Here is a 12,036-nt window from a genome sequence, read left to right as displayed (position 1 = left end):
TTCGATGCATTGGCATCGTGCTGCGACAGGACGACCCGGCACAGGACCAAGTCCCGCCCCGCCGGTTCCGAATGAGCGCCAGGTTGTGACAGCCTGGAGCAAATACTGGACGACCCTAGGCTTCACCCTGGCCGGAACGCTGTTCTCGCAGGGCGATTTGTCATGTGTAAACACATATTGAACACGGAATTTATTCGGGCTACGCTCCGCGGATCGAATATTGCGGCCGACCGATCTGATCCTGCGAATTCCATTCGCGCCTGCTGACGTCACTTTCCGATATTTCGATATCACTCTGTCCCTGGCCAATCCTGGCCCTGGACTGCCTACAGCAGCGACTGCACGAGGGAACGCGCATCATGGCAACTGGCACCGTAAAGTGGTTCAACGGCCAAAAAGGCTATGGCTTCATTCAGCCCGACGAAGGCGGGGCGGACGTGTTCGTCCACATCTCCGCCGTCCAGCGCTCGGGCCTGAATGGCCTGGATGAAGGCCAGAAGGTCACCTACGAAATCGTCAAGGACAAGCGGACCGGCAAATCTGCCGCCGACAATCTGACAGCCGCCTGATCTTCAGGCCGGAATTGACGGCAAGGGGCGCATCCACGTGGAGGGGATGCGCCCCTTTTCGTTTGCAGTGCATGGCGCATGCAATTGCTTGTTGTTGAACCTGTCCAGGTTTATTAAAAAGCCTCCCGCCCGCGGCCGGCGGACGAAAGGCGTCTCTTAGTGAATGCAATGATCGAACCGCGACCCGCGGATGATGGCGTATCGGCTATCCTGAACCATGCCCGGGCCCTCGCCGAGGCCCGCGACTTCGAATCGGCAATAGTGCAGTATAAGCAACTGCTTGATCGAGACCTCGACACACCGTTGCGGGGCGAGGTGCTGACCAACCTGGGCGCGGCGCTGTGCCTGTCGGTGCAGGGGCAACGCGATGAGGTAGCCGTTGCCAAACTCGTGCAGGCCCGTGGACTGCTGGCCGACGCCGTCCCCTGCCGTCCGCGCAACCTCGTGCCCGCGGCCTGGGCCACCACCCGGGCCAACCTCGCCGTGGTCTGCCTGGCGCTCTACGAGGCCATCGGCAACCGGGACGACCTGATGGCGGCCCATCTGGCACTGGATGGCGTGGAACAGGCCATGCAGGGCGCCGGCGATACCGCAATGCACGATTGGGTGCTGGCCATCCGGGACCAGCTCGCCGACCTGGGTGACAGAAGGTCGACCCGCCGCCGCTAACCGCGGCCGAGCTCTTCGCTGCGCCGCCGTGCGGCGTCCACCGTCCGATCGATGAGATCTGTGAGCCCGCCTTCGCCCATCAGGACCTCGAGGCCAGCCTGGGTCGTGCCATTGGGCGAGGTCACATTCTGTCGCAACACGGCGGGCGGGGCCGGATCGACCTCCAGCAGCGCCGCCGAGCCGATCACCGTCTGGCGGGCCAGCTGGTCGGCGATGGCATCGGGGAGGCCCTGGCGCCGTCCGGCCGCGGCCAGCGCCTCGACCAGGTGGAACACATAGGCGGGACCCGAACCGGACACGGCCGTGACCGCATCGAGCTGCCCCTCGTCCTCGAACCAGACGACTGGACCAGCCGCGCGGAGCAGCGCCTCCGCCACGTCGCGCCCCTCGGGCCCGACATCCGGGCCGGCAACGGCGCCGGTAATGCCCTTGCCGATCTGTGCGGGCGTATTGGGCATGGTTCGGACGACGCGGCCCATGTCGAGGCCGCGCGACAGCCTAGCAATGTCGATGCCGGCAGCGATGGAAATGGCGAGCGTCTGCGGGCCGACGACCGGGCGCAGCGCCTCCATGACCGGGTCGATGACCTGCGGCTTGACCGCCAGCACCAGCACATTGGGCTGGAGGCCACTCGCCTCGGTGTTGAGGGTGAGGCCATAATCCTCGGCCAGTTCGCGCGCCGCATCGCCTGGATTGGGATCGACGAGTACCAGGTTGGACGGCGGCAGGTCGGCATCGAGCCAGCCGCGTGCCAGCGCCAGGCCCATCTTGCCGGCGCCGACCAGCATGACCGGTCCGATATTGCGGAGCGACACGCTCACGCCTCGCCGACCGTTTCGAACATCACATGGCTCAGCGCGTCGGCGGCGGTCTTGCCCGCCCAGACCACGAACTGGAATGCCTGGTAATAAAGGTCGCAGCTATCGGTCGCCGAGCGCAGCAGTGCCTCGCATTGCTGCGGAGAGACGTCGGCACCACCGGTCAGCAGGTGCGAATTGCGGAACAGCACCACGCCTTCCTTGTTCCAGATGTCGAAGTGGCCGATCCAGAGCTGCTCGTTGATCAGCGAAATCAGCTGCTTGATCTCGGCCCGGCGGCCTTCGGGAACCTTTAGGTCGAAGGCGCAGGCGATGTGCAGGCTCTCGAGGTCTTCCATCCAGTTGAAGGAGACGTGGTAGTCGGACCACCCGCCGCGCACCGAGATCGATATCTCGTCGGCATCCTGACGCTCGAACGTCCAGTCGTTGATCGAAGCGATGTGCTCGATAATGTCCACCGGGTGGACATTGCGATCGGGCTCGACTTGCAGAAGTGACATCGACGGTTCCGTCCGTTAACCGGCAGTTTTGGGTACTCAGGGAACTGTACGCACGCACGAGGGGCTTACGAATCGTCCTGATGATCGACCCTACACCGCCCCACTGATTCAGGGGACGCAACGCGGGTTGCGGACGGTAATCTCTTGTGGATGACGATGGGCGCGGCAGGGTTAACGGACTGTTAACGCAGGGACCTTTGCACAGGCAAAGCCGTCTCAGAACAAGCCATGTGGATCGGCCCAGCCGGTGCTCAGCGCTTCCTTCCAGGGCAGGAAGCCGTTGTCGGCCGCCTGCTGCCCGGCGCCATGGTGGTCATATTCCACCACCCGGAGGCTGGTGAGCCATTTGCCGTTACGCCGCTCGACCAGCGCGTAACGCGCATCGGGCGAGCCGTGGACGAGCTGAAGCCCAACGCTGCCCGGGTTGATGATCTGGCGGCCGTCGCGCAGGCGGACCGAGCGGGCCATGTGGGTATGGCCGCACAGGATGACAGGGTAGTCGAGCCCCGCGGCGAGCTTGGTCACGGCCGCCTCATCGGGCAGCGTGGTGCGACGATCATAGTACCAGCCATCGAGCCAGGGATCCTCGTCGCTGGTCGGCGTGCCGTGGCAGAGGAAGACTTCGCCGTTGAACACGGACGTTGCGGGCATGGCCGCGAGCCAGGCAAGCTGATCGGGCCGCAGCCGGTCGAGGGCAAAACGGTCGGTGGCATCGAGGTCGCGATCGTCCCGCTGGCCCTGGGCCAGCCAGCGATCGTGATTGCCACCGATCACCGGACCATCGAGCCCCATCAGGCGGTCAGCCGATCCGGCGGGATCAAGCGGGCCACTGACGTGATCGCCCAGGCACATGGTCGCGTCGACGCCCTGCAGGGCAATATCGGCCAGCACGGCGTCCAGCGCCATGGCATTGCCATGCACGTCGGAAATGACGGCGAAGCGCAATTCTAGTTGGTCTTGGTCGTGGTGCCCTTGAGGGCGGCCAGTTCCTTGCGCAGGGCGTCGATCTCTTCGCCCTGCACCTGCACCAGTTCGCGGAGCGCGTCGAAATCCTCGCGCTTGACCAGGTCCATGTCGGCCACGAAGCGCTGGGCCTGGCCCTTGACGACGGTCTCGACCTCACGGCGCACGCCGTCGGCGACGCCCGCTGCCTCGTTCATCAATCGGCCCAGATCGTCGAAGATCCTGCTGTTCTGGCTCATCGCACACCCATTCTGTTCGGCCCCTTGTCCCTATACTTAGGATACACCCGCCGACTTGACCAGAGCGGCCGAAGCGGTGATGGTCCGGCCGATTGCCGCAGGAGCTGGTTTTGCCCTTCCCCGATATCAATCCGATCGCCTTCGCCATCGGTCCGTTCGCGGTGCGCTGGTATGCGCTTGGCTACCTGTTCGGGGTGGGCCTGGGGGCCGCCTACGGCTATCTGCTGCTGGCCAACAGCCGGCTCTGGCACAAGGGCGAGCCGCCCTTCGCGGCCAAGGATATCTGGGATTTTGCCTTCTGGACCATGCTGGCCATCGTGATCGGCGGCCGCGTCGGCTATGTGCTGTTCTACAACCTGCCCTATTACCTCGCGAACCCGGCCGAGATCATCAACACGCTTGATGGCGGCATGAGCTACCACGGCGGCATGCTGGGGCTGATGCTGGCGGTGGTGCTGTTCACCTGGCGAAAGGGAAGCGGCAACTGGTTGAGCGGGCTCGATCTCATCGCTTCGGTCTCGACCATCGGCATCTTCCTGGTGCGCATCGCCAATTTCATCAATGCCGAGCTTTATGGCGCGCCCACCAGCCTGCCCTGGGGCGTGGTGTTTCCTACCGATCCCGAGCAGTTGCCCCGCCACCCCAGCCAGCTCTATGAGGCGGCGCTGGAGGGCCTGCTGCTGTTCCTGGTCATCCGGCTCGTCACCCACGTCTTCTACGGCCTACGCCGACCCGGCCTCGTCGCCGGCACCTTCGGGATCGGTTATGGCCTGTCCCGCATAGCGGTGGAATTCGTCCGCCTGCCCGATAGCCAGATCGGCTATCTCTACGGCACCGGCTGGGTGACCATGGGGATGATGCTCAGCCTGCCGCTGGTGATCGGCGGGTTGGGGCTGGTGATCTGGGCAGCGACACGGCGGGAGAGTCTGGTTCGTGGTTGATACGCCCGCCCCCACCCTGCCCGAACTGATCGACATGCAGATCCGCACAAGCGGACCGATGTCGGTCGCGTCCTACATGGCGCTCTGCCTCACGCACCCGACCAAGGGCTACTACAAGGCCGACGATCCGCTCGGCGCCGCGGGCGATTTCGTCACGGCGCCCGAAATCAGCCAGATGTTCGGCGAGCTTATCGGCTTCTTCTTCGTCAATCTCTGGCAGCAGATGGGTAGCCCCAAGGCCGTGACCCTGCTCGAACTCGGCCCCGGCCGCGGCACGCTGATGGCCGACATGTTGCGCGTCGCCTGCCGTGCCGAGGGCTTTCGCGATGCGCTGGACCTGCGCCTGTTCGAGACCAATCCGGCCCTGATCGCGGAGCAGAATGCGCGTCTGGAGCCGTATGGACCAAAATGGATCGACAGCTTCGAGAAGGTGGGTGACTGGCCGCTGCTTGTCGTGGCCAACGAATTCTTCGACGCCCTGCCGATCCGCCAATATGTGTTGCAGCCCGATGGCTGGCATGAGCGCATGATCGGGCTGACCGAGGGCAAGCGAAGCTTCGGACTGGACCCTACCCCCATCCCGGTCACAACCATGCCGCTGGCGGCATGGGAGGCCGAACTCAACAGTGTCTACGAGGTCGGCTTTGCCCAGGCCGAAGTCATGAAGCGGCTTGCCGGCATCGTCTCCACCCAGGGCGGCGCGATCCTCGCCATCGACTATGGTTATGCCCGCAGCCAGACCGGCGAGACCCTGCAGGGGGTAAGGCAGCATCGCTATGCCGATGTCCTCGAATCCCCCGGTGACACCGACCTGTCGGCGCATGTGGACTTCCAGGCGCTCGATGGCGTGGCTGCCAATCGCGGCCTGGTGGTCCATCCATTGGCGACGCAGGGCGAGTTCCTCACGCGCCTGGGGATCAACGAACGCGCCAGGGCGCTGAGCGCAGCCAATCCCGCCTCGGCGGCCGATATCGAGACCGCCCGGCACCGCCTGGTGGACAGGGGGCAAATGGGCGACCTGTTCAAGGTCTTCTGCGCCGCCAGCCCGGGACTACAGCCGCAGGGATTTGCCTCATGACCCAGCATTTCGAGGAAAGCACAGCGCTCGGAACTCTGGGCGGCGTGCGCCACGGCTTTTTTGGCCGCAAGGGCGGCAGCTCGCTGGGCGAATTTGCCGAAAACAATATGTCGGTCGCGGTGGGCGATACGCCGCGCCTGGTCGAAATCAACCGCACCGGGGCCGCCGAAGCGCTCGGCTTCCGCCGCAACCAGCTGTTCCTGCTCAAGCAGGTGCATTCCAACCGTGTGCATCGGCTGGCCGAACTGCCACAAGGCGACGCGCCCGTCGAAGCCGACGCCGTGGTCACGCACCGGCCTGGACTGGCAATGGGCATCCTCACCGCCGACTGCACTCCGATCCTGTTCGCCGATGCGCAGGCCAGTGTCATCGGGGCAGCCCATGCCGGCTGGCGCGGCGCGGTCGACGGGATCGTGGGCAATACGGTTGCGGCGATGGTCGAGCTGGGCGCCGACCCCGCCAATATCGTCGCCGCCATCGGTCCGACTATTTCGGGCGAGAACTACGAAGTCGGCCCACACTTCATGGACGATTTCGTCAAGCTGCGGCCCGATGGCTGGCGGCATTTCTCGTCGCATCATGGCGGGCGGGCCCATTTCGACCTGCCCGGCTTCGTCATGGCAGAGCTCGAGCGCGCGGGCGTGACCAGGGTGGAGCGCGTCGGTGGCTGTACCTATGGCCATCCGGACCGCTACTTCTCCCACCGTTACGCGACCCACCAGAAGGGCACGACCGGCCGCCAGATCGCCATTATCGGCCTGGCATAGCGCCCACCGCTTCGTTTACCCAAAATGCGGCGTCATCCATTTGTTGCGTTGCACGGCCGGAACGGACTCGATAAAGGTGCCCGCGAAACTGGATGGCCTACCCCCCAGGGCCAGTTGAGACAGGATCGCGCCCATGAAGCTGGTGACCGGTAACTCGAACCGCGCCCTCGCCCAGGCAGTTGCCAGCTATCTCGAACTTCCCCTGACCGACTGCACCGTCAAGCGCTTCGCGGACAAGGAAGTCTTCGTCGAGATTCATGAGAATGTGCGCGGCGAAGACGTGTTCATCCTGCAATCGACGAGCTACCCGGCCAACGACAACCTGATGGAACTGCTGATCCTGACGGATGCGCTGCGCCGGTCGTCGGCCCGCCGCATCACGGCCGTGCTGCCCTATTTCGGCTATGCCCGCCAGGATCGTCGGGCCACCGGTCGCACCCCGATCTCGGCCAAACTGGTGTCGAACCTCATCACCGAGGCCGGCGTCAACCGCGTCATCACGCTTGACCTGCATGCTGCCCAGATCCAGGGCTTCTTCGATATCCCCACCGACAACCTCTATGCCGCGCCGATCATCACGCGCGACATCCTGGACAACTACAAACTCGACAACACCACGATCGTATCGCCTGACGTCGGCGGCGTGGCCCGTGCCCGCGCCGTGGCACAGCGTATCGGCACCGATCTCGCCATCGTCGACAAGCGCCGCCCCCGTGCCGGCGTCAGTGAAGTGATGAACATCATCGGCGACGTTTCGGGCCGCTCCTGCATCCTGATCGACGACATCGTCGATTCCGGCGGCACGCTGGTGAACGCGGCCGAGGCGCTGCTCAAGGCTGGCGCCAAGGAAGTCTCCGCCTTCATCACCCATGGCGTGCTGTCGGAGGGCGCTGCCGAGCGTATCGCCGCCAGCAAGCTCAAGGAGCTGGTGGTAACGGACTCGATCGAGGAGACCCCGGCAATTGCCGCGGCCGGCAATATCCGCCGCATGCCCATCGCCCCGCTGATCGGCGAAGCCATCGCCCGCACCGCGAGCGAGCAGAGCGTTTCGAGCCTGTTCGACTGAGGCAGCGGCCGAAGGCAAAATCGCTCCAGTGGAGCGATTTTAGCTGACTAGGCCATGAGAGCTACGCTCGAATGGCACGAACGTGCCGCCACCAGCGGCCGTCACCTCGGTCTTGACCCGAGGGCTCTAAAGTTACCGAGCCATCGACAAGTACAGTGCCCTCGGGTCAAGCCCGAGGGTGACGCGCGGTGGGCGAGGCGCCCCAGTGCCTCTATGCCACTATCTCATAGCACCTGTCGAAATCGCCTCCCCTCGCGCGACACTAGCCTGAAGGGCTATGGTGCCCGCAAGGAGAGACGCGATGAAATTCCTGCTGATGCTGATGGCCGACGAGAAAGCCGGCGCCGCCATTCCACCCGACCAAATGGCCGGCTTCATGGGCCAGTTGGCGGCCTATCAGGAAACCCTGAGCAAGGCCGGCGCCTTTGTCGCGACGGCGGCGCTGCAACCCACCGATACGGCCCGGACAATCTCGACCGCCGATGGCGAACTCAAGGTCCATGACGGCCCCTATGCCGATACGCGCGAGCAGTTCGGGGGTTACTACATCATCGAGGCCAGTGACATGGACGAGGCCGTCCGCATGGCGGCTTTGTGCCCGGCCGCGAGCTGGGGCAAGATCGAGATCCGGCCCTATCACCCCGGTTTTTCGCCGGGTTGAAGAAATCTCGTCGTCAAAAGTAAAAAACGGTCGTGGTCCAGCGACACTGTTGCATCGGGGCATGTCGCACCGACCAGCATGAGGACATCGAATGCGTTACATGATGATCATCCACCACGACGACGAAGCCATGGCCAAGGCACCGCAGCGCGAGCTCTGGGCCGAATACGCCGCCTTCAACGAAGCGCTGAACAAGGCTGGCGAAGGTTTTTCCGGCGGACTGCGCCTCAGCCCGGGCAAGGAAGGGACCGTGGTCCGCAGCCGCGCCGGCAAGACCGACGTGCTCGACGGCCCCTACGCCGATACGCGCGAGCAACTGGCAGGCTACTTCTTCATCGACGTTGATGATATCGAGCAGGCCGTGGCCTGGGCCAACCGCTGCCCGAGCTCGAAATATGGGGCGATCGAAATCCGTCCCATCGTCGAGCAGAACCCGCGCTGATGGGAGACGCGGCGCGCCTTGCCGCCGAGCGGGTCGCTCGCGACAGCTACGGCCGCCTCGTGGCCTTTCTGGCCGCACGCACCCGCGACGTGGCGGGCGCCGAGGACGCGCTGGCGGAAGCCTTTGCCAGCGCGCTCAAATCCTGGCCCACCGATGGCGTGCCTGACAATCCCGATGCGTGGCTGCTGACCGTCGCTCGCCGCCGCCAGACCGACGCGGTGCGGCGGCGCCAGACCCGCACAGCCGGGGAGGTTCACATCCAGCTCATGACCGAGGAAATCGAAGACGCCGCCAGCAACCCGCAGGCCATTCCCGACCGGCGCCTGGCGCTGATGTTCGCCTGTGCCCATGCCGATATCGAGGCCGGCATGCGGGCGCCGCTGATCCTGCAGACCATATTGGGGCTGACGGCCATCGACATCGCCGCCGCCTTTCTCATCCCGCCGGCGACCATGGGCCAGCGCCTCGTGCGCGCCAAGGCCCGCATCAAGGAGGCCGGCATTCCCTTTGCCGTACCCGAACGCGAGGACCTGGCCGAACGGCTCGACGCCGTGCTCGAGGCCATCTATGCGGCCTATGCCAAGGGCTGGACAGAAATCGGCGATACGGCCGCCGACCGTCTCGCCGACGAGGCAATCTGGCTGGGCCGGCTGGTGGTGAGCCTCCTGCCCGACGAGGCCGAGGCCAAGGGCATGCTGGCCCTCATGCTCTATGCCGAGGCGAGGCGCCCGGCGCGCCGAAATGCCGAAGGCGCCTATGTGCCGCTCGAAGCTCAGGATGTGGAACTCTGGGACGAGCCGCAGATCCTGTCTGCCGAAGCGCTGCTACGCAGCGCCAATGCGGCGCCCGGACCGACCGGGCGTTACCAGATCGAGGCGGCGATCCAGTCCGCTCACGTGGCGCGTCGCGTCACCGGGCGGCCGAACTGGGAGGCCGTGGTGGCGCTCTATGACGTGCTGCTCAAGCTCACCCATTCGCCCGTGGCCTTGCTCAATCGCGCCGCCGCATTGGCCGAGACGGAAGGCGCGGAGGCGGCATTGGCCAGCCTCGATGCCATTGCCACCGACAGACGCATTGCAGACTACCAGCCCTATTGGGCAACGCGCGGCCATCTATGTGTCCGTGCCGGCCGCAAGGCCGAAGCGCATGAGGCGCTGACGCTGGCCATCGGTTTGTCGACGGACGAGGCGGTGCGCCACTATCTGGTTGGCCAACGAACGAGATTGCAAGACGGTTAGGCCAGACCTTCCCAACCGCGGCGTTGGATACCCGCAAGCCCCCTTCTAGCTTGCTCCACCCGGACCTTTGAGCTATAGCCCGCGCCATGAAGCGCTCGTCACCCCTGGAGGACGGGCGCGTATGCCGTTGTAGTGACGCATACACCAACCCAGAATGGATTTTTCCATGGCTGCAACTACCAAGGTGCTCAAGGCACAGGCGCGTGAAGGGGTGGGCAAGGGGGCCGCTCGTGAGCTGCGTCGTCAGGGTCTCGTCCCTGCTGTTATCTACGGTGACAAGAAGGCCCCCGTCACTGTCGCCATCCCCTACAAGGACGTCCACAAGGCGATCTATGCCGGCGGTTTCCTGTCGCACACCATCGACCTGGACGTCGACGGCACCACGCACAAGGTGATTCCGCGCGATTACCAGCTCGACCCGGTGAAGGATTTCCCGATCCACGTCGACTTCCTGCGTATCGGCAAGGGCGCCAAGATCAACGTCCAGGTGCATGTCAACTTCATCAATGAAGAAGCCAGCCCCGGCCTCAAGCGCGGCGGCACGCTGAACATCGTGCACCACACCCTCGACCTGACGGTTTCGGCGGACAACATCCCCGAGGAAGTCACCGTCGACCTGAGCGGCCTTGATATCGGCGACACCATCCACATCTCTTCTGTCAAGCTGCCGGCCGGCGCCGTCGACCACAGCCACGAAGAAGACGTGACCATCGCCACCATCGTTGCCCCGTCGGCGCTCAAGTCGGCTGGTGACGAAGAAGCTGCTGCCGAAGAAGAGCCCAAGGCCGAGTAATCGCCCGAGCTCGATTTCTGCTATGAGTTTGAGGCGGCCCCCGGGTCGCCTCTTTCGTTTCGGAGCATGTGATGAAGCTGCTAGTCGGCCTGGGCAATCCGGGCAGCCAGTATGAGGGCAACCGCCACAATATCGGCTTCATGGCGCTCGACGCCATTGCGCGCGCCCATGGCATCACCCAGTTCCGCAGCAAGCACAATGGCCTCCTGGCCGAGGGCACGGTCGGCGGCGAGAAGGTGATCCTGCTCAAGCCGCAGACCTTCATGAACAACTCGGGCAACAGCGTCCAGCAGGTGGCCCAGTTCTACAAGATCCCGCCGGCCGACATCATCGTGCTCTACGACGAGCTGGACCTGGCGGCGGGCAAGGTGCGGGTCAAGGTCGGCGGCGGCAATGGCGGCCACAATGGCCTGCGCTCGATCGATCCGCAGATCGGGCTCGACTACAAGCGGGTGCGCCTGGGCATCGGCCATCCCGGCAAGGAATTCGTCACCCACCACGTGCTGGGCGACTTCGCCAAAGCCGATCGCGACTGGCTCGAGCCGCTGCTCGATGCCGTCGGCAGGCATATCGACATGCTGATCAAGGGCGACGACAATGGCTTCATGAACAAGCTGGCGCTGGCCCTCAAGCCCGCCGCCGAGGCGGAAGCCAAGCCGGCACCGAAAGCACAGAGCCATATCCGGCAGGCCCGGCCGAGCAAGCCGCAGGTCGAACTGCCCAAGACCGGCCCCATGGCCGAAATGCTGCGGAAACTGCGGGGAGAGTAAAATGGGCGACGTCGTTTTCTTCCAGGCGCTGAGCCAGGACGGTTTCGTCACCGACGCCCAGGGCTCCTCCGCCTGGCAAGGGCCCTACTTCATCCCGGAGCTTGGCTTCCACGACTTCATCGCCGGGGTTACGGCCGTAGTCATCGCCAGGCCAACCTATGACAAGGTTGCCGCCGGCGGCAAATGGCCCTACGGCGCCATTCCGGGCATCGTTCCGTCCGCGACGCCATTGCCCGATATCGGCGCGCCGGTGACGGCCACCGCCCAGGACCCGGCGGCAATCGTGGCCGCCGCCCGCGCCAAGGGCGATGGCACTGTGTGGATCCAGGGCGATACCGACCTCGCCCTGAACCTGGTGGCGGCAGGCCTGGTTGACCGGCTTGAATTGTTCGTCATGCCCCAGACTCTTGGCCATGGCACCGAGCATATCGACCGGGACCACCTGCCCGGCTTCGCGCTGGCCGGCAGCACCAGTTACGCCAATGGCGTCACGCGGGAAGTGTACCTGCGAGGCTAGTGCCC

The 12,036-nt window shown here is 64.8% G+C and carries 16 protein-coding genes; 12 read left to right on the top strand and 4 right to left on the bottom strand.

Annotated features, from left to right (window positions below; all coding sequences use genetic code 11):
* Positions 1-359: 359 nt before the first annotated feature.
* Together JI749_RS07735 and JI749_RS07730 are read left to right on the top strand one after the other, a co-directional pair.
* Positions 360-569, top strand: a complete 210-nt coding sequence (locus tag JI749_RS07735) for a cold-shock protein (RefSeq protein WP_046105238.1) — start codon at positions 360-362, stop codon at positions 567-569.
* A 168-nt stretch (positions 570-737) separates the two neighbouring features.
* Complete coding sequence (locus JI749_RS07730) at positions 738-1,238, top strand: hypothetical protein (RefSeq protein ID WP_201661818.1); 501 nt, start codon at positions 738-740, stop codon at positions 1,236-1,238.
* Here JI749_RS07730 and proC read toward each other — a convergent pair.
* From proC to JI749_RS07710, 4 genes are all read right to left on the bottom strand, one after another.
* On the bottom strand, positions 1,235-2,026 hold the full coding sequence (gene proC / locus JI749_RS07725) for a pyrroline-5-carboxylate reductase (RefSeq protein WP_201662665.1): 792 nt from the start codon (positions 2,024-2,026) through the stop codon (positions 1,235-1,237). The genes JI749_RS07730 and proC overlap by 4 nt on opposite strands.
* Before the next feature lie 29 nt (positions 2,027-2,055).
* Positions 2,056-2,556 carry a type III secretion system chaperone family protein gene (locus tag JI749_RS07720; protein ID WP_201661815.1) on the bottom strand — a complete coding sequence of 167 codons (501 nt, stop codon included), beginning with the start codon at positions 2,554-2,556 and terminating at the stop codon, positions 2,056-2,058.
* Positions 2,557-2,772: 216 nt separating this feature from the next.
* Complete coding sequence (locus tag JI749_RS07715) at positions 2,773-3,501, bottom strand: metallophosphoesterase family protein (protein ID WP_201661812.1); 729 nt, start codon at positions 3,499-3,501, stop codon at positions 2,773-2,775.
* A 2-nt stretch (positions 3,502-3,503) separates the two neighbouring features.
* Positions 3,504-3,758: an accessory factor UbiK family protein gene (locus JI749_RS07710; protein WP_201661809.1), complete on the bottom strand. Its 255-nt coding sequence runs from the start codon at positions 3,756-3,758 to the stop codon at positions 3,504-3,506.
* A gap of 110 nt (positions 3,759-3,868) precedes the next feature.
* On the opposite strand from JI749_RS07710, the gene lgt reads away from it, so the two are divergent.
* From lgt to JI749_RS07660, 10 genes are all read left to right on the top strand, one after another.
* Positions 3,869-4,699, top strand: a complete 831-nt coding sequence (lgt, locus tag JI749_RS07705) for a prolipoprotein diacylglyceryl transferase (protein WP_233280895.1) — start codon at positions 3,869-3,871, stop codon at positions 4,697-4,699.
* On the top strand, positions 4,692-5,777 hold the full coding sequence (locus JI749_RS07700; RefSeq protein WP_233280894.1) for a class I SAM-dependent methyltransferase: 1,086 nt from the start codon (positions 4,692-4,694) through the stop codon (positions 5,775-5,777). Before lgt ends, JI749_RS07700 begins: the two co-directional genes overlap by 8 nt.
* Positions 5,774-6,544: a peptidoglycan editing factor PgeF gene (pgeF, locus tag JI749_RS07695; protein WP_201661802.1), complete on the top strand. Its 771-nt coding sequence runs from the start codon at positions 5,774-5,776 to the stop codon at positions 6,542-6,544. Before JI749_RS07700 ends, pgeF begins: the two co-directional genes overlap by 4 nt.
* 133 nt (positions 6,545-6,677) lie before the next feature.
* A complete protein-coding gene (locus JI749_RS07690; protein WP_201661799.1) occupies positions 6,678-7,610 on the top strand; it encodes a ribose-phosphate pyrophosphokinase in 933 nt (310 codons plus the stop codon).
* 301 nt (positions 7,611-7,911) lie between these two features.
* Complete coding sequence (locus tag JI749_RS07685) at positions 7,912-8,271, top strand: YciI family protein (RefSeq protein WP_201661796.1); 360 nt, start codon at positions 7,912-7,914, stop codon at positions 8,269-8,271.
* 91 nt (positions 8,272-8,362) lie between these two features.
* Positions 8,363-8,713 carry a YciI family protein gene (locus JI749_RS07680; protein ID WP_201661793.1) on the top strand — a complete coding sequence of 117 codons (351 nt, stop codon included), beginning with the start codon at positions 8,363-8,365 and terminating at the stop codon, positions 8,711-8,713.
* On the top strand, positions 8,713-9,951 hold the full coding sequence (locus tag JI749_RS07675; RefSeq protein ID WP_201661790.1) for an RNA polymerase sigma factor: 1,239 nt from the start codon (positions 8,713-8,715) through the stop codon (positions 9,949-9,951). Before JI749_RS07680 ends, JI749_RS07675 begins: the two co-directional genes overlap by 1 nt.
* A gap of 166 nt (positions 9,952-10,117) precedes the next feature.
* Positions 10,118-10,744 carry a 50S ribosomal protein L25/general stress protein Ctc gene (locus tag JI749_RS07670; protein ID WP_201661787.1) on the top strand — a complete coding sequence of 209 codons (627 nt, stop codon included), beginning with the start codon at positions 10,118-10,120 and terminating at the stop codon, positions 10,742-10,744.
* 71 nt (positions 10,745-10,815) lie between these two features.
* Complete coding sequence (pth, locus tag JI749_RS07665) at positions 10,816-11,514, top strand: aminoacyl-tRNA hydrolase (RefSeq protein ID WP_201661784.1); 699 nt, start codon at positions 10,816-10,818, stop codon at positions 11,512-11,514.
* Position 11,515: 1 nt separating this feature from the next.
* Positions 11,516-12,031, top strand: coding sequence for a dihydrofolate reductase family protein (locus JI749_RS07660; RefSeq protein WP_201661781.1), 516 nt, complete (start codon positions 11,516-11,518; stop codon positions 12,029-12,031).
* Positions 12,032-12,036 lie beyond the last annotated feature (5 nt).

The organism is Devosia oryziradicis, assembly GCF_016698645.1.
GTDB lineage: Bacteria > Pseudomonadota > Alphaproteobacteria > Rhizobiales > Devosiaceae > Devosia > Devosia oryziradicis.
Note: the sequence above shows the minus strand (reverse complement) of the source record. Positions and strands in the feature narration are given on the sequence as shown.

Coding starts and splice junctions, on each gene's coding strand:
- JI749_RS07685 (WP_201661796.1), top strand. CDS start 7,912: ATGAAATTCCTGCTGATGCTGATGGCCGACGAGAAAGCCGGCGCCGCC.
- pth (WP_201661784.1), top strand. CDS start 10,816: ATGAAGCTGCTAGTCGGCCTGGGCAATCCGGGCAGCCAGTATGAGGGC.
- JI749_RS07735 (WP_046105238.1), top strand. CDS start 360: ATGGCAACTGGCACCGTAAAGTGGTTCAACGGCCAAAAAGGCTATGGC.
- JI749_RS07680 (WP_201661793.1), top strand. CDS start 8,363: ATGCGTTACATGATGATCATCCACCACGACGACGAAGCCATGGCCAAG.
- JI749_RS07690 (WP_201661799.1), top strand. CDS start 6,678: ATGAAGCTGGTGACCGGTAACTCGAACCGCGCCCTCGCCCAGGCAGTT.
- JI749_RS07660 (WP_201661781.1), top strand. CDS start 11,516: ATGGGCGACGTCGTTTTCTTCCAGGCGCTGAGCCAGGACGGTTTCGTC.
- JI749_RS07720 (WP_201661815.1), bottom strand. CDS start 2,556: ATGTCACTTCTGCAAGTCGAGCCCGATCGCAATGTCCACCCGGTGGAC.
- JI749_RS07730 (WP_201661818.1), top strand. CDS start 738: ATGATCGAACCGCGACCCGCGGATGATGGCGTATCGGCTATCCTGAAC.
- JI749_RS07670 (WP_201661787.1), top strand. CDS start 10,118: ATGGCTGCAACTACCAAGGTGCTCAAGGCACAGGCGCGTGAAGGGGTG.
- JI749_RS07675 (WP_201661790.1), top strand. CDS start 8,713: ATGGGAGACGCGGCGCGCCTTGCCGCCGAGCGGGTCGCTCGCGACAGC.
- pgeF (WP_201661802.1), top strand. CDS start 5,774: ATGACCCAGCATTTCGAGGAAAGCACAGCGCTCGGAACTCTGGGCGGC.
- JI749_RS07710 (WP_201661809.1), bottom strand. CDS start 3,758: ATGAGCCAGAACAGCAGGATCTTCGACGATCTGGGCCGATTGATGAAC.
- proC (WP_201662665.1), bottom strand. CDS start 2,026: ATGCTGGTCGGCGCCGGCAAGATGGGCCTGGCGCTGGCACGCGGCTGG.